We start from the raw sequence: 20,067 nt of genomic DNA, 5'->3' as shown, positions 1-20,067 counted from the left end.
TAGGCTACCTACATATATTGCCAGATTTCTCCTTGCCGCGCAAAAGCGCCAGCAAATGCTGGCGTGCCGCCGCTGGCGCCATGCCCTTTTCCTGCAGGTGCGGCAGCAGCTTTTCGAACAGTTCGCGGCGCCGGACTCCGGCCTCCGAGATACCGCGCCGGTCGCTGAAAAAGTCCATCAGCGTCGAGCCGCACAGGCAATTGCGATAGGCTTCGACGATCGCAACGCTGTCGTCGTCGAAGCTTTGCTTGAGGCCAGTGATGTCCTTGCGCACCGATTGGGTCTGCTGCATGAATTCCTGCGCCGTGGCGAAAGCCCGCCCGCAATTGCCGCAATGCTTGGGGAAGGCCGATGCAGGCAAGGCTTGCAAACCCTCAAAGAAAAGACCTTCGTCCATTTTTGCAACCTCTTTCTTCCAGTGCGCTGCAATTTATGAGACAGTGAATCTTTCGCGCCGCGGAGCACATATGACCCTGCAGGAGCATTGCCGTATCGAGCCGCTGGAACGCGCCCGCGCGCTGCATGCCAGCTTCTATACCGACCAGCAATGGCTGGAATTCGAGCTGCGGGAAGTGTTCGGATCGACCTGGCAACTGGCGGCGCACGCCGGGGAGCTCAGTGCAACCGGCGACCATGTCGTCGGCGACATTGCCGGCAAGCCGATTATCATCATACGCCAGGGCGACGGCAGCCTGCAGGCTTTCTTCAACGTCTGCCGCCACCGCGCCGGCCCGCTCGCGACCTGTAACGGCAAGGGCGCGCGGGCGCTGCACTGCAAATACCACGGCTGGACTTACGAACTGGATGGCACACTGCGTGCGGCCACCGAAATGCAAGACGCGGCCGGCTTCGACAAGTCGGCGATCCGCTTGCCCCGCATCCAGGTGCGCGAGTGGCAGGGGCTGGTGTTCGTGGCGCTGGATGCCGCCGCGCCGCCGTTCGAACAGGTCTTTGCCGGCATCGCCGAGCGCATCGCCCCGGCGGGCGTGTCGTCCATGCGCTTCGCCAAGCGCGACACCTACAAGCTCGAATGCAACTGGAAGGTCTATGTCGACAACTTCCTCGAAGGCTATCACCTGCCCTTCGTCCATCCCGGCCTGTCGCAGGTGCTCGACTACCGCGCCTACGACACCGAGCTGGCGCAATGGCATTCGCTGCAGCACTCGCCGCTGCGCAACAACGACGGAATCTACGGCGACGGCAATGCCTGGTACTACTTTATCTACCCCAACATCATGCTGAACATCACACCGGGCCGGCTGCAGACCAACCGCATCCTGCCGGCCGGGCACAGGCAGTGCATCGTGGAGTTCGACTATTACTACGCCGACGATCCGGCAGTGCAGGCGCGGGCGCAGGCCGAGCAAGCCTTCAGCGACGAGATCCAGGCCGAGGACATCAGCATCTGCCAGCACGTCCAGCAAGGCCTGGCATCCGGCTCATACACCGCCGGGCGCCTGAACCCGAGGCGCGAAAGCGGCGTGTGGCATTTCCAGAACCTGCTGCGCGCGGCCTATGCACGCCACGGATAAGGCCAAGCCGCTCGGCTTCTGGATGTGCACAGCCCTGATCGTGGGGAATATGATCGGCATGGGCATCTTCATGCTGCCCGCCGCGCTGGCGCCGTTCGGCAGGAACGCGTTTGCGGGATGGGCCATCTCCGTCATCGGCTGCCTGTTCATCGCCCACGTCTTCGCCCGCCTGGCGCGCGCCATGCCGGACGAGGACGGGCCTTACGGCTATTGCCGGCGCGCCTTCGGCAACGGCGTTGCCTTCTTCACCATGTGGTGCTACTGGGTGTCGATCTGGGTCACCAATGCCGCATTGGCGATCGGCATCGTGGGTTACTTGGCAACGCTGGCGCCGGCGCTGTCCGCGCACCCGGCCCTGCCGCCGCTGGCGGCCATGGGCATCATCTGGTTCTTCGTGCTGGTCAGCCTGCGCGGTGCGCTGGCTTCGGGCCGGGTGCAACTGGTGTCGGCGGCGCTCAAGCTGCTGCCGATGAGCGCCATCGTGCTGCTGGGCGTGTGGATCTTGGGAACCGACAGCGCCGCCTACGCGGCGCACCTGCCGCCCACGCCATTCACGCTGGACGGCACCGCCGCAGCCGGCACCATTGCCCTGTTCGCAATGCTGGGCGTGGAATGCGCCTCGCTGCCTGCGACCAAGGTGCACGAGCCGGAGCGCACCATCCCGCGCGCCACGATTGCCGGCACACTGGTCGCGGCAGCAGTGTATGTGCTGGTCTGCACGATTCCCATGCTCTTGCTGCCGCAGGCCGAGCTGGCCGCCTCCAACGCCCCCTTCGTCGACCTGTTCCGCCGCTACTGGGATGGCGGCAGCGGGCATTGGCTGGCGACGGCCGTCATCTTCAGCGGCCTGGGGGCGCTGAATGGCTGGACCATGCTGGCGGGCGAAGTGACCGCGTCGATGGCTCGCCACGGCATTTTCCCCGCCATGTTGAAAGCGCCCAACCGCCACGGCGCGCCAGCCTGGTCGCTGCTGCTGGTGGGAGCGCTGGCCAGCGTGATGATCGCAATGAACTACAGCCGCTCGACGGCCGAGGCCTTCACTTTCCTGACGCTGGTGGTCACGGCAGCCAGCATGCCGCTCTACCTGGTCGGCGGCGCGGCGGTATTCAGGCTGCACCGGCGCGGCGTATTGGCGCGAGGGGCAGCGCTGTCCCTGAGTGCGGTGATGAGCTGCGTTTTTTCGCTCTGGGCCTTTTACGGCATGGGCAGGGAAGCCTTCTGGTGGGGCATGGCGCTGGGTGCGGTCAGCCTGCCCGTGTTCTGGCTGGTGCGTTGGCGGCAGAAGGCGCAACAGGCTGCAGGCAATACGCCACCAGCAGCAGCGCCGCAGTAACGGCGCCAGCCAGCGCCAGCCTGGCCGCCAGCGACAGCGTGGCGGCATGCAGGACCAGCTGGTTCTGCATGGCCACTGCGGCAGCAAACATCGACAGCGCGGCGAAGGTCCAGCGCGCACCGCCGGCTGTGGCACGGGTGGCGCTGTACAGGCGGCCCGCAGGCAGCGAGAAGGCCGGCCACGGATCGGCAGCGGCAACATCGGCGGGACGCCAGCCGGTGCGGCGGAACCACAGCGAAAGCTTGTCGCGCCAGCGCGCAGTGCGCAGCGCATCGCGCCACATCACGGCCGGCCAGGCGAATTGCGCCCGCACCGCATTCCAGCCCGGCGCGCCCTTGCGCACGCCGTAAACGCACGCCTCGCCTTCTTCGATATAGGTGCCGAACAGGCGGTCCCAGATCATCAGCGTGGCGGCGTAGTTGCGGTCGAGGTAGACGTCGTTGACGGCATGGTGCACCCGGTGCGCGCTGGGCGTGTTGAGGATGCCCTCGAGCAGCGGCACCCGGCCAACCAGGCGCGTATGAATCCAGAACTGGTAGAACTTGCTCAGCGTGAGCTGGATGATGAAGACGCCCGGCGGGCAGCCGAGCAGCGCCAGCGCCATGAACAGCGGCGCGTGGAAAAGATCCTGGAAAGCGCCCTGCCGCAGCGCCGTGGTGAGGTTGAACTCTTCGCTCTGGTGATGCGGTGAATGCACGGCCCACAGGAAGTTGATTTCGTGCGACCAGCGGTGCGCCCAGTAATAGACGAAATCGAAGGCGACAAACGACCACGCCCAGGTCCAGGCCGACGCGGGCGCCGACTGCCACAGCGACAAATGGCTGAACACCCAGCCATAGGCCAGCAGCATGGCGGATTTGGTGAACACTTCCAGCGTCACGGTCCAGATGCCGCAGCCCATGCTGGTCAGGCTGTCGGCCAGCGAATAGGCCTGCAGCCGGCGGCGATGGGCCAGCCAGGCTTCGGCAGCGATCATGACAAGAAAGACGGGCGTGGCCGCAGCCACCAGTGCATTGTTATCGAGCATGCGCGGTTTTGGCGCCGGCCTTGCGGCCAAGCGCGCTGCGCAGCACTTCGCCGACAGGACGGTTCAGCACTGCCGCCACGGTCTGCATGCGCCGCGAGTCCAGCATGGGGCGGGTGTTCTGCGCGGCCATGGCCGCTTGTGCAGCCTGGGCGGCGGCAAGGGCCTTCGCCTTTGCTTCGCGCCGCGCGCCGGCAGCGATATCGGCCAGTTGCGCCAACTGCACCTCGTTCGGGAAGCCTTCGACAAAATAGCGCGGCGGGTAATCGTCGGTGCGCTGCATCAGCGCTCCCACCACCGGCATGGCGGCGTCCCAGCTCACGGTAATCGGCGGGTCCAGGCTGGAAGGATCGGCAAAGTACAGCAGGTCGGTTTTCGGCAGCAGGCTTGGCATGTCGCGCGTCCAGGTGCAGGCGCTGGTGCGGACCTGCTCCGGGCCAAGCTTGCCGACCAGGTAGGTGACCACGCAGCGATTGCGCCCACTGGCCCATTCGTGTGTTTTCAGCAGTTCCTTCTGCAAGCGGTAATCATTGCCTTCGACGTATTTGGCCAGGCTGTTCAGGCGCCGCTCAAGGCTTGGCGGCACGAAGACCTGCCAGCGCTCGTCCACCAGGCGCAGCAGGCGTGGCATGACCATTTTCTCTTCGCGCATGGCCTCGATAGCGGCCTTCAGCATCGCCTCCATCGCCACCAGGTTCTGGTCGCTGCACACCATTAGCATGCCGCGCGTCGGCACCATGACGACCGGACGTCCATCCGGAACGGCCGCCTTGATCAATTCAGGCAGCAGCATGCGCGAGGAGCTGTAGCCATCTTCCCATCCGCCGGCAAAGACACCTTGCGGGGACGACAGCAGCGGCGCGGTCGAGCGCGCGCGCAAATTGGCGAAGGCAGCTTCGAAAGCGGCATCCTCGGTCAGCCCCCAGGCCTCGAGATGCGCCCGTGCCACGCGGTGGGTCACCGTGCCGCGGTGGAAGGCCAGGCCCATTTCCAGGCCCTCGCAAATGGGACGGAACAGCAGCGGCGAGTAGCCCCGGGCGGCAGCCAGCATGGCTTGCCCGCGCTCCGCACTGTTGCGCACGATCGGCAGCAGGTGGCGCACGGCCTCCTCCACCATGCCGGGCGTATTTCCCATCAGGACCATGCCTGCGGTGTGCCGCAGCAGGTCTTCGCTGGCGGCCAGCGATGCGCCCAGCCATTCTTGGTACATGCTCTCCAGCGGCACCAGCAGTTCAAGCGGATAGGGCGACTCCGGGCCGGGCACCCCAAACAGTTCGCCTTCTGCCGCCATGAAAGTCCAGCGCCGGCCCGGGTCCAGCAATTCCAGGTGCGATTGCAATTGCACGGCGTATTCAGCCAGCGTCGCACGCGGGGGCGGCGCCTTTTCCTCCTCCACTTCGCAGCGGATACCGCAGGTCATCAAGGCGTCGCGGAAGCGCTCGGCCATGGCCCAGTCGACGCCCTTCTTCACGATCGCGCCATTGCCGGCCGTGATCGGGCGCACCGCCTCCAGGGGGCGGCGGAACAAAAGCATCAGGCGTGCCTCGACCCGCTCCTGCAGGAAGCCGCTTTGTACGCCAAGGGTTTTGATCCGATAAGTTGCCACGAACGTCGCCACGTAGACCAAGTTGAACAAATTGCAACGGCATTGTAAGGGAAGCCGGACGTTAACTGTTCAGCAAAGCTGTATCATGTTGGCCCCATGCCACAAACCATTATATCTCCCGCGACTAGCGATTTGATTGTAAAGAAGAGCCGTTTTCTCGGTTTTGTCTCTCCGGTAACCGGCCGCGCCGAGGCGCAGGCCGTCGTGGCCCGCCTGCGCGCCGAGCACCCCGCTGCGGCCCATGTGTGCTGGGCCCTGCTGGCCGGCGGCCAGTCGGCGGCAGTCGATGACGGCGAACCCGGCGGCACGGCGGGCCGCCCCATGCTCGACGTGCTGCGCCACCAGGACCTGGAAGGCGTGCTGGCAGCCGTGGTGCGCTATTACGGCGGCATCAAGCTGGGCGCGGGCGGCCTGGTGCGAGCTTATACCGATGCCGTGGCCCAGGCCTTGATGAAAGTGGAAAAAGTCGCCATCGTGCGCTATACCGAAGTGCATTGCACCCTGCCTTACTCGCTGGAAGGCATGGTGCGGCGTGAACTGGCCGCCGCCGGCGCCATCCTGCTGGAAGTGAGCCACGGGCAGCGCGTATCACTGGCTTTCCGCATCGCCCAGGCCGCCGCGCCGGCATTGGCGGCCCAGCTGAACGAGGCAGCCAGCGGCCAGCTCGCGTGGCAGGCACGACACGATGAAAGTTAAATAGTTACAATTAAATAATTTCCTATTAACAATTTTTGCGTTATTGGGCGGGTCTCGATACTGTCATAGTCATGCGCGATGAAACACTATTTTCTGGCAATCAACTCTCATCGCTGTTGAATGCCCTGCCCGACCCTGCGTTCGTCCTGACCCGCAGCGGCCGTTACATGGCTATTTTTGGCGGCATCGACCTGCGGTACTACCACGACGGCACCCACCTGATCGGCAAAACCGTCCATGACGTCCTGACGCCGGACAAGGCCAGCTGGTTCCTGAAAGAGATCGAAACCGCCCTGGCCTGGCGCGCCCTGCACATTGTCGAATACAGCCTGGTGCAAGGCGACATCAAGGGGCAGGCTGGCAGCGGTCCGAGCTACCGCCTGTGGTTCGAGGGCCGCCTCCAGGCGCTGGACTTCCAGGTTGACGACGAAGATGCCGTGCTGTGGGTGGCCAGCAACATCACGGCGCGCAAGGAACTGGAAGTTCAGCTGCGCATGCAGAGCGAAGTGGATTCGCTGTCCGGCCTGCTGAACCGGCGCAAGCTGATGAGCGTGCTGGCCGAGCATTTCGATACCTTCGAGCGCTACGCCACCCCGATGACCATGCTGATCTTCGATATCGACCACTTCAAGCGCGTCAACGACGAACACGGCCACCTGGCCGGCGACATGGTGATCAAGACCACCGCCGACGTGTGCCAGCGCGAGCTGCGCACGACCGACGCGCCGGCCCGCCTGGGCGGCGACGAGTTCGTGGTCCTGATGCCACACACCACCTGCGAACAGGCGACGCCCATTGCCGAACGCCTGCGCCTGCGCATCGCGGAAACCCTGCAAGCCCTGGGCTGCATTGGCGACTCCGTCACCATCAGCGGCGGCCTGGCCTGCTTTCGCGCCGGCGACCTATCCTGCGAAGACGTGCTGAAACGCGGCGACGACGCCCTGTACCAGGCCAAGCGCGCCGGCCGCAATCGCATCATCGGCGCTGGCTGAGGCTTGCGGGGGCTTGATAAAAGGTTCAGAATTCCCTCAAAGCCCGAGGGAGGTTGTGATGGACTCTTTAATACAGTTCAAACCTGGCGACACCTGGCTGCTGCGTAGCCGCGGAGCGCGCGCCATGAACCACCTGCTGGCACCGGCATCCGCGCCGCGTGCCGCCACCCTGCCAGCCGTGGCCCGATGGCGCGGCCGCGAAGCCATCCCGATTCACCTGCTGGACAGGCTGCGCGCGTCGCGCGCCAACAGCGCCTATGCACGCCGCCTTGACGACCTGCAGGTTTGCCTGGGGCGCGCCGAAGTGCAGCTGCGCCAGTTGGCCGCCCCCCAGGCCTGGCAAGTGCCCGGCGCCGGCCCGGTGCTGGGCGGCGACGCCATGCTGGCGAGCTGGCGCCAGATCGCCGAAGGCGGTCCGCTGGCACGCGAATTCGCCACCTACGCCTGCCACGTCTCGGCCTGCACCCGCCAGCTGCAGGAAGCCCTGGCCAGTTTCGACCTGCTGCAACAGCAGGCCACGTCGCCCGAGCGCCACGCCGCGCTGTCCGAGCTGGCCGAACGCCTGCTCGCCTGGGGCGACACGCTGGTGGAAGACGAGGTCGCGGACGAAGTCATGCTGCGCATCCAGGCCTACCCGGAGCTGTACGAGGAAATGCTGGAAGAAGCGGACGGCGGCAGCGACGAGGCGGCGGCCAGCCTGGAGTCGCTGGGCGATGCCGACCTGCTGCGCCTGGACTGGACCGGGGGCCAGCGCGGCAAACTGCTCAAGGCCCTGGCCCGGCTGCGCGGCCAGCCGGCTGCCAACTGATACGGTCGTTTCCGGGCGCTTCTGCGCCTGTTTTTCGAGGCCGGGCCGGCGCACAATAGGCCCAACCTCGAAAGGATACGACATGGACGACACCAAACCCCGCAGCTTCGGCGAAACCATGCTGGCCGTTGCCTGGTCCTTCATCGGACTGCGCCGGCGCAGCGATTTCGAGCGCGACGCCGGCGCCCTGCGTCCCGGCTACGTCATTGCAGGCGGGCTGATTGCGGCCAGCTGCTTCGTCGCCATCCTGCTGTTTGCGGTACGCCTGGCCACATCGTGATGCAGCTTGAACACGCCCACCAGCGTATCGAGGTGGGCGGCCTGCTGCTTCAGCGCATCCGCTGCTGATGCGGCTTCCTCCACCAGCGCGGCGTTCTGCTGCGTGACCGTATCCATCTCCGTCACAGCCCGGTTGATCTGTTCGATGCCGGCGCTTTGCTCATCGCCGGCGGCCGTGATTTCACGCATGATCTCAGACACCCGCTGCACCGAAGCGACCACTTCATCCATGGTGCTGCCGGCCCGGGCGACCAGGGCGCTGCCCTGGTCCACCTGCTCCACCGAATTGACGATCAGGTCCTTGATTTCCTTGGCCGCAGCGGCCGAACGCTGCGCAAGCTGGCGCACTTCGGTGGCGACCACGGCAAAGCCGCGCCCCTGCTCGCCGGCGCGCGCCGCCTCCACCGCCGCATTCAAGGCCAGGATATTGGTCTGGAAGGCAATGCCGTCGATCACCCCGATGATGTCCGAGATCTTGCGCGAAGAATCGCTGATCGAGCCCATGGTCTGCACCACCTGCCCCACCACGGCGCCGCCCTGCTGCGCCACCGCGGTCGCCGCCGCGGCCAGTTCGTTGGCCTGGCGTGCATTGTTGCCGTTTTCGCGCACGGCGCTGGTCAGCTCCTCCATCGAGGACGCGGTTTCCTCCAGCGCGCTGGCCTGCTGTTCTGTACGCGACGACAGGTCGAGGTTGCCGGCGGCAATCTGGGTAGCGGCGGTGTTGATGGTCTCTGTCCCCTGCCGCACTTCGGATACGATGCGCAGAAGGCTGTCGCGCATCATGCTCATGGCCTTCATCATGCTGGCTTCATCGTCCTGGCGGGTTTCCACATGCACGGTCAGGTCGCCGGCAGCGATACGGCCGGCGATTTCGGCCGCCACATCGGGTTCGCCGCCCAACTGGCCGAGCAAGCGGCGCGCAATCAGGGTAGAGGCCACCACGCCGGCCACCAGCGCCACGCCGCTCATCACCAGCATCATGCTGCGGGCCGCGGCATAGGCTTCGGTCGCGGCGGCAGCGTCCCTGGCATTATGCTGGCGCTGCAATTGCACGTCTTCATCCATTACGTCCTGCCAGCGCTGAGTGGCGGGGCCGGCTTTCTGCATCAGCAGGGCCACGGCTTCGTCATCCTTGTGCTGCATGGCCAGCCGCAGCAGCTGGTCGGTCAATGGACGGGACTCCTGTTGCAGCGCGCGAATGCGGGCGCGGATCGCCTTGCCCTCCTCCGTGGCAGGCAAGGCTTCCAGCGCCGCCTGCGCCTTGTCGTACTGGGCCCGCGCGGCCTGGATCTTGGGCAGTTCGCGCTGCATTGCCGCTTCGTCCGAGAGCAGCACCAGGGTGCGCGTGACGCGTGCCACGACATGCACCGCCTCCGACATGTCCTGCACATAGGTCAGCTTCGCCACATTGAGCCGCACGACTTTCTCGAGCTGGGCGTGGATGCGGTGCATGTTGAAGATGCCGAGGCCCGACACGCCGGCCATCAGCGCCAGCACCAGGCCAAAACCCAGCGCCAGCCGGGTGCCCACCTTCATCGATTGCTTCGACATGGCTATTCCTTTCGTAGCGACTCTGCAACCTCGGCACTGCAAATAGGCAAGACTACACCAATTCAATTAGAATCTGTCGATTCCAGAATATAAGCCGCCGACCCTACATGAACCTGCAAGTGATCCTCAACCTGGCCGTCGCCGCCATCGTGCTGGCCTTCCTCGTCATGCAGCAGAAACGCCATGCCAGCTTCACCGTGCGCGTGTTCAGCGCGCTGGGCCTGGGTGTTGTACTGGGCGCCGGGCTGCAAACCTTGTACGGCGCCGGCAGCGACATCGTCAAGGTGACCGGCCAGTACCTCGATATCGTCGGCAGCGGTTATGTCAAGCTGCTGCAGATGATCGTCATGCCGCTGATCATGGTGTCGATCGTCTCGGCCATTCTCAAGCTGCGCAACGCCAGCTCGCTGGGCAAGATCAGTGCCCTCACCATCGGCACCCTGATGCTGACGACCACCGTGGCGGCGGCGATCGGCATCCTGATGGCCAAGGTATTCGGCCTGAGCGCGGCCGGCCTGGCGTCGAACGCGGCGGAAGTGGCGCGCGGCGCCTACCTGGAAGGCAAGCTGGCCGACGCGCAGTCGATTTCGCTGCCGAACATGCTGCTCTCCTTCATCCCGAGCAACCCCTTCCTCGACATGACCGGCGCGCGCAAGACGTCGACCATTGCGGTGGTGGTGTTCGCAGTGTTTATCGGCGTGGCCGCCATCGGCATCGCGGAGAAAAAGCCCGAGCACTTCACTTCCTTCGACCATGCCGTGCACGTGGCGCACACCATCGTGATGCGCATGGTGACGCTGGTGCTGCGCCTGACGCCCTACGGCGTGTTCGCGCTGATGGCACAGGTGGTATCCAGCTCCAGCTATGCCGACATCCTGAACCTGATCGGCTTTGTCGTGGCTTCCTACTGCGCCCTGCTGCTGATGTTCTGCGTGCACCTGGCGATGGTCAGCGCAAGCGGCCTCAATCCGCTGCGCTATACGAAGAAGATCCTGCCGGTGCTGACCTTCGCGTTCACGTCCCGCACCAGCGCAGGCTCCATCCCGATGAGCGTGCAGACCCAGACGCAGCGCCTGGGCACGCCGGAAGGCATCGCGAACTTCGCCGCGTCGTTTGGCGCCACCATTGGCCAGAACGGCTGCGCCGGCATTTATCCCGCCATGTTGGCCGTGATGATCGCGCCGACGGTCGGAATCGATCCTTTCACCGCCTCGTTCCTGGTACCGCTGCTGGCGATCATCACCATCGGCTCCGTCGGCGTGGCCGGCGTTGGCGGCGGTGCGACCTTTGCGGCGCTGATCGTGCTGTCCTCAATGAACCTGCCGGTGGCCTTGGCAGGCCTGCTGATTTCGATCGAACCGCTGATCGACATGGGCCGGACGGCGCTGAATGTCAGCGGCTCCATCGCCGCCGGCACCGTCACCAGCCGCGTGATGGGCGAAACGAATATGGCGGCATTCGCCAGCGACCAGGAGTTGCAGGTCGATTCCCAGGCCGCGGCGTAAACCGTCAATATGACGTCGACCTTACGCATTCGCCAATACACACCTGCTGACGCTCAAGCCGTCATCGATGTGATCCTTCCGATCCAGCAATCCGAGTTCGGCATTCCGATCACGCTCGAAGCCCAGCCCGACCTGCTGAACATTCCGAGCTTCTATCAGCACGGCGCCGGTGGCTTCTGGGTGGCCGAGCATGGAGGCGCCATCGTCGGCACCATTGCCCTGCTGGACATCGGCAGCAGCCAGGCCGCCTTGCGCAAACTGTTCGTCTCGCAATCCCATCGAGGCGCCGAGCATGGCGTGGCCAGGCATCTTCTCAATAGCTTGCTCGAATGGTCGCGCCTCCAGGGGATCGACAAAGTCTATCTTGGAACAACCGATGCATTCGTCGCGGCACATCGCTTCTACGAGAAGAACGGCTTCACCGAAATAAACCAGTGCGAATTGCCTCCTGCCTTCCCGGTAATGGCAGTCGATACCAGATTCTACCTACGCTCACTATGCTGATACGTTACGACTTCGAAGTCGGCGCAAGTGCCGAATACCTGTTCAAGCTCACCCAGGACTACGACCTGAGGGCAAAGTGGGATCCTCTCACGACAGAGGCATTCCTGGTCAATGCGACGGACGCTGCGCAAGGCGAACTGGTTCGCTGCACTGCGGCCAATGGCCTTAGCATGGATACGGTCTACGTGTCCTACCAGCCCAACAAGGTTGCGGCCGTGAAGCTGATCAAGGGCCCATACATCTTCGATAAATTTGCCGGCGGGTGGAATTTCAAGGAACTCGGCCCCGACAGGACCAGGGTTCTTTTCTCATACAACATCACGACCAAGCCGCGCTGGCTATCCTGGCTGCTGACTCCAGCGGTAGTGTTCTTTTTCAAGCGAGAGACGCGCAAGCGTATCGCCGCGCTTCAGCAGTATGCGGCAGCGAACTATCGTAGCCAACTCTGAGCTCAGAGGCAGAGTACAGCAGTACTACTACGCCCTCTATAGCAAAAGCACGACGCTGGCTAGAATTTAATCCTGACCTGTTAAGTTGACCGCTCAATTGAACACTCCACCTTGGCTGGCAATCGCTATCGGCGAATTGGGGATCGCAGCATACCCCGTCGGTTCGAGCAACCCGCGAATCAATTCATACCACGCAGGCACCAATATCGAAGGTTACGATGACAAAGTGTCCTGGTGTTCATCGTTCGTCAATTGGTCGTTTGCACAAGCGGGCATTGCCGGTACGGCGTCTGCTCTCGCCAGATCGTGGCTTGAGTGGGGTGAGGAAATTGAACGTCCGGTACCTGGTTGCGTTGCAGTTCTTTGGCGAGATGATCCGGCCAGCTGGAAAGGACACGTAGGCTTCTATTTGAGGGAAGACCAAGAATTCGTTTACCTCCTCGGAGGTAATCAGCTTGGACAGGTACGGGAACACTTCTATCCAAAGTCCATGGTTCTCGCCTACAGGTGGCCCAGTGGCCTCCAATAATATGTCCCATCAAGCCACGCTCACCTATGACAAACAACTCCTCCGTCGAGCAGTGCTGGCGTTCTGGCGCCGGTCAGTCGGCATAAGCCTTCCTTTGGCACTATCATTCGCCACCATTGCCTTCGTGTGGCTGCTCGTTGAAGGTGAATCGTCCTGGTTCATTGGCGCCCTTGGCGCCGCTCTGGCGTTTGCCTTTGCCATTGTTCTGGCAATCTATGTGGTCCACTATCGCAGCGTGATGGCAAAGCTGCATGACATGGGAAGGCCGCAAGCGGTCTTCACTGCCGACGCATCGACGTTTTCAGTTTCGTCGGGCATTGGAAGCTCCACCATGCAGTGGTCATCGGTTGTCGAAATATGGTGTTTTCCCGGCTTCTGGCTTCTGTTGTTTTCCAAGGCGCAGTTCATCACAATGCCTCTTGAAACGGTCTCGCCGGAAATGCAGGTATTCGTGCTGAGGGCTGTTCAAGCTTCAGGGGGCAAAGTGATTGGCTTCACGGCCAAATTCGAGAATGTAGCCTGACGCTTCAGGCACGTATCTGTATCGAGGACCACATGCACGAATGGATTACTCTCACCAAGGTATTCGGAAGTTCCCTGCGCAATCCGACAATAGCGGAAATGGAAACCGCGCTTGACGAGCTCTTTGAGAAAGCCGACGCCGACCACCCCGATGCCTGGATTGAATGCGGGTCGGCGTCTGGCCCGCTTTATAGCATCTCGATCTTTTCGAATGGCTATGCGCTCTACACAAAGTATTCAGACTCGGATATGTCGGAAGTACTGGAATCAACGAGGCTCTCGCCAGTTGATCGCGAAGGCGCACTTGTCTTATGGTCCAACCTGACTCAAGGCCGGACACCATGAGGCATGACGCTGACATTAATGCTTCCCTGTCATGCGAAAGTTAATGCTCGATAGGCGTGTCTTGCAGCCCCCGGGTTATGCGGAACGCTCTTGCTTGCTTGTCTGGTACCGCTTGCCTTGGCTTAAGCACTGCTACGTCCTGTGGTTGCAGCCGCTGCGCTGCGGGCGATGACACCTTCGTGGCGTGGAGTGTTGAATGGTCGCGACAGAATGACTTGTATTTCCGCGAGGCAACGTGGTCTGACCGCATCACATTTGGCCTGATTGATTGAAATATTGGTCAGGCCAATATAAGATCGGCAGTGCCGATCAGGCACGCCTATTCAGCCCCACCGGAGCACACGATGAGAAAAACCATAATGGAGACATTGGTGGCTGCCGTACTCGCCACCGGAATTGCGCACGCAGCACCGTTACCTTTGCAGGATGCCGTCATCACCGCCACCTACAACGGCTCGCCCGACACCATCGTCGGCCTTGACCACCTGTTCCAACCCGAACCGGGCGCCAACACCACCGCCCTTGATCCAACCGGCACCGGCGTCGAATTCCTCAGCGCCGATGCCATGTTCGGCTTCGACTTCGACGCCAGCGGCCTGTTGACCGTGATCGCAAATAACGCGGTCACGCCGGGTACATACCAGTTCCACTTTGACTTCGGCAGCACCCTGGCTGCACCGTTGACCGCCTTCAAACTGCTTGACGCCAGCGGCATCGGCGGCTTGCCCATCCTGTCGCTGGGCGCCAACGGCAACTCGATCGACATCGACCTGAGCGGCACCACCTGGACCGAATTTGCCAGCATCACGGCCCAGCTGGATGCCACCGCCGTGCCGGAACCGGGCAGCGCTGCACTGATGCTGGGCGGCCTTGCCGCGCTGGCGGCAGGCCGCCGCCGCACACGACGCAGCTGACACTGTCCCCCTTTCCCCCAAGGAGAATCTTATGGAACTCAAAGGTTTCAGGATCGCGCTCGCCCTGCTTGCAGCGTTATGCCTGCCCGCGCAGGCGGCCGACGATCCGGCGCGCGTCGCCGCCCCGGCCGACGGCTGGGCAAGCCAAGCTGGCGGAACCGCCGGCGGCTCAGCCGCCATCGCTTCGCAAATCTACAGCGTGAGCAATCGCGCCCAGTTGGTCAACGCCATCAATAACGGCGGCATCAATCCCAAGATCATCAAGATCACCGGCACGATCGACATGACTGAAGGCGTGCCTTACGCGAACACGGGCGACCAGGCCATTCGCGGCGCGATCCGCTTGAAAAGCAATACGACCCTGGTCGGTGCTGGAGCCGGCGCAGGCATCGTCAACGGCCATATCCAGCTTGTCGGCGTCTCGCAAATCATCATCCGCAACCTGAAGATCGTTGCGCCCTGCGACGTGGGGCCGGTGTGGGACCCGAACGACGGCGCCAATGGTGCATGGAATTCGGCCTATGACGCGATCGGCGTTTCAGGCTCCGACCACGTCTGGATCGACCACAATACATTCACTGACGCTCCGATGACGGACAACCTGCTGCCGATCGAAAACGGCCAGCTGAAACAATGCCACGATGGGGCGCTCGACATCACCAACGCATCCGACTACGTGACAGTGTCGTACAACGTGTTCGGCGAGCACCACAAGAACAACCTGATCGGTTCGGGCGACGGCGCCACAGCCGACGAAGGCAAGCTGCGCGTCACTTTCAGCAACAATGTCTTCCGCAACGTGTCCAGCCGCGCACCGCGCGTGCGTTACGGCCAGGTCCACCTGTTTAACAACTATTTCACCGGCAGCCGAGATGCCGCGGTGTATGCGAACCTGTACAGCATCGGCGCCGGCTACAACTCCAGGATCCTGTCGCAATCGAACGTGTTCGACATCACCGGAGCCCAGGGCTGCAGCAATATCGTGGTCAATCCGGGCGGCGCCGCCACCGGCGCCTTCAAGGACAGTGGCTCGCTGCTGAACGGCACCCTGCTTGGAGGATGCACCATCAACAATAACGTGACGTGGACGCCGCCATATACCTACAGCGTGCGCCCTACCTCCCTGGTGAAGGCCAACGCGCTGGCGCAGGCCGGTGCCGGCAAGCTGTCCACCAGCATCAGCGGCACGGGCGACACCAGCGGCACGCCGATCCTTACCCTGAGCTGCCCGCCGAGCGGCCTGTACTTCTGCGACGACTTCCAGTCCGGCACCTCCGCCAACTGGGATTTGCTGCCCGTGGCCGGCGCGAACGGCAGCTTCAGCGTCAAGGCGGAAGCGGTCGGCGCGACGAATATGCTGATGCAGTACACCGCCGCCACCACCGGCGGCGTGCTGGCCCTGCTAAAGCCAGCCGCCATGGCCAATGTGCCGAGCGGCGACTACTTTGTCGAAGCGCGCATCAAGCCGCAAACCAACAGCACCACCGGCAACAAGCAGCTCTACCTGATTACGCGCTACACCAACGCCAGCAACTGGTATGGCGCCGGCCTGAATGTCCAGAGCGCCAACACCAGCACCCAGGTTGAAATCGCCAGGATGCTGAACGGCGCGCTGACCCGCCCCAAGCAAGTGCGCAAGCCGATCAATATGGATTCGGTGTTCTACACCGTGCGCTTCGAGATGATCGGCAGCACGCTGACGGTCTATCTCGATGGCGAGTCGCTTGGCTCCGTGACCGACACCGCCTTCAGCGCGCGCGGACTGGTCGGCCTGTACACCGCCAACAAATCCTTCCAGATCGACGACGTGCGGATTGGCGACCCGAGCCTGAAGCCCTCGCAACTGACGCTCAACCCCGCCACGACGAGCTACACCGCCGAAGCGGGCGACGCGCCGCTGCAATTGGCTGTTACCGCCGTCAAGCCCGATGGATCGGCCGACAGCTTTAGCGCCAGTTCCAGCAACCCGGCGGTGCTGGCAGTCGGCATCAGCGGCAACACGCTGGCACTGACGCCGGTCAGCGCCGGCAACGCCACGGTGCGCGTGACCAGCGACAGCGACCCGACGCTGGTGCGGTTGATCAGCGCCACCATTGGTGCGCAATTCGTGCAACCGACGCAAACCTACACCCTGGCCGACCGCGCCTCCCCCGCTACGGCACAGGGCGAGGCCCAGGTGGACGCCAGCCTGCGCCTGGCATTCGACAGCACGCCATCACTGGGCAGCAGCGGCACCATTCGCATCTTCCGCAAGATGGACGATGCGCTGGTCGACGTGATCAAGCTGTCCGGCGAGAGCGATGAACTGGGCTACCCCGGCCAGGCGGCAGTACGCAAAATAAATACCAATCCGATTACGATCAACGGCAACGTCGTGACAATCAAGCCGCACAACGGCAAGCTCGCTTACGCAACCGAATACTACGTTGCGATAGCGAACGGCGTATTCAATGGCGCCACGCTGGGCGGTACACCCTTCGTCGGCATCGGCAAGCTGGGTAACTGGTCCTTCACGACAAAGGCTGCGGCTCCGGCGGGCCCGGATCTGGTGGTCGGCGCCGATGCCGGCAGCGACTTCGCCACCGTCCAGGGAGCGCTGAACTTCCTGATGCAGAACGTGGACAAGGCCACGCCAGCCACGGTCACGATCCGCAACGGCAGCTACAACGAACTGCTCTACCTGCGGGGCAAGGACAAAGTCACCCTGCGCGGTGAAAGCCGCGACGGCACGGTAATCCAATACACCAACCACGACACCCTCAATCCCGGCACCGGCGCCAGCCAAGCTCCAGGCACCAGCGCCACTGCTGCAGGTGGACGTTCCGTCATGCTGGTGGAAACCTCGGACATGCTGCTGCTCGACACCCTCACCCTGCGCAACACCACCCTGCGCGCCGCCAACATCTCGGCACAGGCGGAAACGCTGTACTTCAACAACGACAACGGCCGACTGATTGCGCGCGACGCCGCCTTCTACAGCGAACAAGACACGTTGAACCTGAAAGGTTGGTCCTGGTTCTACCGCACGCTGGTGGCGGGCAATGTCGACTTCATCTGGGGAGGCAGCCACGCAGCCCTGTTCGAAGAAAGCGAAATCCGCTCGGTCGGCGACACTACCAGCGCCAGCAGCGGCGGGTATGTCCTGCAAGCGCGCGTACCGAATGCCAGCGACAAAGGCTACGTCTTCCTCAACAGCCGCCTGACGCACGGCCCCGGCCCTGGCCCCGCGCACGGCGACGTGCCAAACGGCGCCACCTACCTGGCACGCAGTTCAGGCAACGCAAGCGTATGGGACAACATCGCCTTCATCAACTGCCAGATGGATAGCCACGTTGCGCCAGTCGGCTGGGCCGGTGCCGGCGTCAACGGCCAACCCGCGCCCAGCCCGGCCGTGCCCAATGCCGGCAGCGGCTGGCGCGAGTACGGCAGCACCGACCTGTCCGGCGCCCCACTCAACCTCGCCACGCGCGTCGGCGGCTACCAGCTAAGCGCCACCGACGTCGCTGCCGGCTTCGCCACCCGCGCCCAACTCTTCGCCGCCTACAACAACGGCGCCGGCTGGAACCCCTAAGCCGCCCCACCAGCCGAGCCCGTGTCACACCTTGGGGTCACACCCCGAAAGTGACACGGCCTCGACTACGGCTTGGCTGAGCCCGTGTCACACTTGGGGTGTGACCCCAGGGTGTGACACGGGCGCGGCTGTAATTCTTGCTGGCGGGGATTGTGTGCCGCCCTGCCATCGCATCGCTTACCATAGGCTTTTGGCTATCCACCGAAAGGTATGCGATGGAGCAAAAATGGCCGCAACAGATCTGGCTTGTGCGCCACGGCCAGAGTGCCGGCAACGTGGCGCGTGATGCTGCCACGGCTGCCAATGAGTTGCTGATCGACATTGCCGAGCGCGATGTCGATGTCCCCCTCTCCGAACTGGGCATGCGCCAGTCGGACGCACTGGCGCAATGGTTCGCGGCCTTGCCCGCCGGGCAGCAGCCCAATGTCGTGCTGTACTCGCCTTACCTGCGCGCCCGCGCGACGGCGCAAGCGGTGCTGCAATGCCTCGGCCCTGAGGACATGCTGGCCGTGGTCTCCGATGAACGCCTGCGCGAAAAGGAATTCGGCATTACCGATCGCCTGACACCACTGGGCATCTCTGAGAAATACCCCGACCTGGCGGCACAGCGCAAACACGTCGGCAAGTTCTACTTCCGACCGCCCGGTGGCGAGAGCTGGTGCGATGTGATCCTGCGCCTGCGCAGTGTGCTCGACACCATCACCCGCGAATACCGCCGCGAGCGCGTGCTGATCATCGGCCACCAGGTGATCGTGAACTGCTTCCGCTACCTGGTCGAGCGGCTGGATGAGGAAACCATTCTCGCCATCGACCGCGCGGCCGATGTGCCGAATTGCGGCGTGACCTCCTACCAGTTCGATCCGCAAGCGGGCAAACGCGGCAAGCTGGTGCTGGAGCTGGAAAACTTCGTCGCCCCGCTGAAAGACAGCGGCACCCCCGTCACCGACAAGCCGGACGTCCCGGCCGCGCCGAAACCATGAGCAACGCCGCCCCGATCGAACTGGCTCCCGCCCTGCTGCGCGATTGGCCCTTGCCGCAACCCGGCTTCGATGGCGACAAGGAGGTGCGCGGCCACGTGCTGGTGGTTGCCGGCTCGGCGGAAATGCCCGGCGCCGCCATCCTCGCCGGCGAAGCGGCCCTGCGCGCCGGTGCCGGCAAGCTGACCATCGCTACCGCTGCCAGCGTGGCGCCGCAAGTGGGCGCCGCCATCCCCGAAGCACGCGTGATCAGCCTGGGCGAAACCGCGGCACACGGCTTCCAGGCCGACAGCGCGCGCCGCCTCGCTGAACTGGCCGGCAAGGCTGATGCCTTGCTGGTCGGCCCCGGCATGGAGGACGAAGCCAGCTGCGTGGAACTGGTGCACCAGCTGCTGCAGCGCTTCAGCGCCATTCCCATCGTACTCGATGCCATCGCCATGTGCGCGGTACATCCGCGTGGCGAGCCGCATTTGCTGGACGAAGCAGTCGATTGGGAGCACTTCCGTTTTTCCACGCCTGTACTGCTGACACCCCACGCCGGCGAACTGGCGCGACTGACGGGCGGTGTGCGCGGCAATATCGAGCGGGAGCCGCATGGCGCCGCGCAAGCCGCTGCCGACCGCTGGAATGCCGTCCTCGCACTGAAAGGTGCTACCACGGTGCTGGCGACGCCGGACGGCAAGCTGTGGCAACACCAGGGCGGCAATGCCGGCCTGGCCATTTCCGGTTCGGGGGATACCCTGGCCGGCATCATCGCCGGGCTGCTGGCGCGTGGTGCTTCGCTGGAACAGGCTGCGGCCTGGGGCGTGGTGCTGCACGCGGCCGCCGGCGAGCAACTGGCGCTGCGTTGCGGCCCACTGGGCTACCTGGCGCGTGAAATTGCAGCCGAAGTACCGGCATTGTTGCGGGTGCTGGCTGCCCAATAAAGGA

General features: G+C 63.7%; 20 protein-coding genes. 16 read left to right on the top strand and 4 right to left on the bottom strand.

What is annotated here, in order from left to right; genetic code table 11:
• Positions 1-4: 4 nt before the first annotated feature.
• The gene (locus ACN9MW_RS11490) at positions 5-397 is read right to left on the bottom strand and encodes a hypothetical protein (RefSeq protein WP_426170823.1); all 393 of its coding nucleotides are present in this window, start codon (positions 395-397) and stop codon (positions 5-7) included.
• Positions 398-467: 70 nt separating this feature from the next.
• Here ACN9MW_RS11490 and ACN9MW_RS11485 point away from each other — a divergent pair, with 70 nt between their 5' ends.
• Both ACN9MW_RS11485 and ACN9MW_RS11480 read left to right on the top strand, forming a co-directional pair.
• Entirely contained in the window at positions 468-1,532 is a 1,065-nt protein-coding gene (locus ACN9MW_RS11485) for an aromatic ring-hydroxylating oxygenase subunit alpha (RefSeq protein WP_426170821.1), read from the top strand.
• Complete coding sequence (locus ACN9MW_RS11480; RefSeq protein ID WP_426170820.1) at positions 1,516-2,865, top strand: APC family permease; 1,350 nt, start codon at positions 1,516-1,518, stop codon at positions 2,863-2,865. The genes ACN9MW_RS11485 and ACN9MW_RS11480 overlap by 17 nt, the downstream gene beginning before the upstream one ends.
• On the opposite strand, the gene ACN9MW_RS11475 is transcribed toward ACN9MW_RS11480, so the two are convergent.
• Positions 2,777-3,892 (bottom strand): sterol desaturase family protein, encoded by a 1,116-nt coding sequence (locus ACN9MW_RS11475; protein WP_426170818.1) that lies wholly within the window; start codon positions 3,890-3,892, stop codon positions 2,777-2,779. The genes ACN9MW_RS11480 and ACN9MW_RS11475 overlap by 89 nt on opposite strands.
• Positions 3,882-5,495 (bottom strand): hypothetical protein, encoded by a 1,614-nt coding sequence (locus ACN9MW_RS11470; protein ID WP_426170816.1) that lies wholly within the window; start codon positions 5,493-5,495, stop codon positions 3,882-3,884. Before ACN9MW_RS11470 ends, ACN9MW_RS11475 begins: the two co-directional genes overlap by 11 nt.
• A gap of 96 nt (positions 5,496-5,591) precedes the next feature.
• Here ACN9MW_RS11470 and ACN9MW_RS11465 point away from each other — a divergent pair, with 96 nt between their 5' ends.
• The 4 genes from ACN9MW_RS11465 (at position 5,592) to ACN9MW_RS11450 (ending at position 8,271) form a co-directional block, all read left to right on the top strand.
• The gene (locus tag ACN9MW_RS11465; RefSeq protein ID WP_426170814.1) at positions 5,592-6,191 is read left to right on the top strand and encodes an IMPACT family protein; all 600 of its coding nucleotides are present in this window, start codon (positions 5,592-5,594) and stop codon (positions 6,189-6,191) included.
• 167 nt (positions 6,192-6,358) lie between these two features.
• Positions 6,359-7,183, top strand: a complete 825-nt coding sequence (locus tag ACN9MW_RS11460) for a GGDEF domain-containing protein (protein ID WP_426170812.1) — start codon at positions 6,359-6,361, stop codon at positions 7,181-7,183.
• A gap of 58 nt (positions 7,184-7,241) precedes the next feature.
• Positions 7,242-7,991 (top strand): hypothetical protein, encoded by a 750-nt coding sequence (locus ACN9MW_RS11455; protein ID WP_426170810.1) that lies wholly within the window; start codon positions 7,242-7,244, stop codon positions 7,989-7,991.
• An 82-nt stretch (positions 7,992-8,073) separates the two neighbouring features.
• Positions 8,074-8,271 carry a DUF2970 domain-containing protein gene (locus tag ACN9MW_RS11450; RefSeq protein ID WP_426170809.1) on the top strand — a complete coding sequence of 66 codons (198 nt, stop codon included), beginning with the start codon at positions 8,074-8,076 and terminating at the stop codon, positions 8,269-8,271.
• Here the strand turns inward: ACN9MW_RS11450 and ACN9MW_RS11445 are convergent.
• Entirely contained in the window at positions 8,190-9,821 is a 1,632-nt protein-coding gene (locus ACN9MW_RS11445) for a methyl-accepting chemotaxis protein (protein WP_426170808.1), read from the bottom strand. The genes ACN9MW_RS11450 and ACN9MW_RS11445 overlap by 82 nt on opposite strands.
• A 107-nt stretch (positions 9,822-9,928) precedes the next feature.
• On the opposite strand from ACN9MW_RS11445, the gene ACN9MW_RS11440 reads away from it, so the two are divergent.
• The 10 genes from ACN9MW_RS11440 to ACN9MW_RS11395 all read left to right on the top strand — a co-directional run bounded on the left by ACN9MW_RS11440 (position 9,929) and on the right by ACN9MW_RS11395 (position 20,063).
• Complete coding sequence (locus ACN9MW_RS11440; protein WP_426170806.1) at positions 9,929-11,326, top strand: L-cystine transporter; 1,398 nt, start codon at positions 9,929-9,931, stop codon at positions 11,324-11,326.
• A gap of 9 nt (positions 11,327-11,335) precedes the next feature.
• The gene (locus ACN9MW_RS11435; RefSeq protein ID WP_426170804.1) at positions 11,336-11,830 is read left to right on the top strand and encodes a GNAT family N-acetyltransferase; all 495 of its coding nucleotides are present in this window, start codon (positions 11,336-11,338) and stop codon (positions 11,828-11,830) included.
• A complete protein-coding gene (locus tag ACN9MW_RS11430) occupies positions 11,824-12,279 on the top strand; it encodes a type II toxin-antitoxin system RatA family toxin (RefSeq protein WP_426170802.1) in 456 nt (151 codons plus the stop codon). Before ACN9MW_RS11435 ends, ACN9MW_RS11430 begins: the two co-directional genes overlap by 7 nt.
• An 85-nt stretch (positions 12,280-12,364) precedes the next feature.
• The gene (locus tag ACN9MW_RS11425; protein WP_426170801.1) at positions 12,365-12,808 is read left to right on the top strand and encodes a TIGR02594 family protein; all 444 of its coding nucleotides are present in this window, start codon (positions 12,365-12,367) and stop codon (positions 12,806-12,808) included.
• On the top strand, positions 12,795-13,331 hold the full coding sequence (locus tag ACN9MW_RS11420) for a YcxB family protein (protein ID WP_426170799.1): 537 nt from the start codon (positions 12,795-12,797) through the stop codon (positions 13,329-13,331). The genes ACN9MW_RS11425 and ACN9MW_RS11420 overlap by 14 nt, the downstream gene beginning before the upstream one ends.
• A 32-nt stretch (positions 13,332-13,363) precedes the next feature.
• A complete protein-coding gene (locus ACN9MW_RS11415; protein WP_426170798.1) occupies positions 13,364-13,675 on the top strand; it encodes a hypothetical protein in 312 nt (103 codons plus the stop codon).
• 344 nt (positions 13,676-14,019) lie between these two features.
• Entirely contained in the window at positions 14,020-14,589 is a 570-nt protein-coding gene (locus tag ACN9MW_RS11410; RefSeq protein ID WP_426170796.1) for a PEP-CTERM sorting domain-containing protein, read from the top strand.
• Between the two features lie 31 nt (positions 14,590-14,620).
• Positions 14,621-18,160, top strand: coding sequence for a pectinesterase family protein (locus ACN9MW_RS11405; RefSeq protein ID WP_426170795.1), 3,540 nt, complete (start codon positions 14,621-14,623; stop codon positions 18,158-18,160).
• 215 nt (positions 18,161-18,375) lie between these two features.
• Positions 18,376-19,140 carry a histidine phosphatase family protein gene (locus ACN9MW_RS11400; protein ID WP_426170793.1) on the top strand — a complete coding sequence of 255 codons (765 nt, stop codon included), beginning with the start codon at positions 18,376-18,378 and terminating at the stop codon, positions 19,138-19,140.
• Entirely contained in the window at positions 19,137-20,063 is a 927-nt protein-coding gene (locus ACN9MW_RS11395) for an NAD(P)H-hydrate dehydratase (RefSeq protein WP_426170792.1), read from the top strand. Before ACN9MW_RS11400 ends, ACN9MW_RS11395 begins: the two co-directional genes overlap by 4 nt.
• Positions 20,064-20,067 lie beyond the last annotated feature (4 nt).

The organism is Pseudoduganella sp. R-34, assembly GCF_049904655.1.
In the GTDB taxonomy this organism is placed as follows: Bacteria; Pseudomonadota; Gammaproteobacteria; order Burkholderiales; family Burkholderiaceae_D; genus Rugamonas.
The sequence above is the reverse complement of the archived record's forward strand: the minus strand, read 5'-3'. Positions and strand labels throughout refer to the sequence as shown.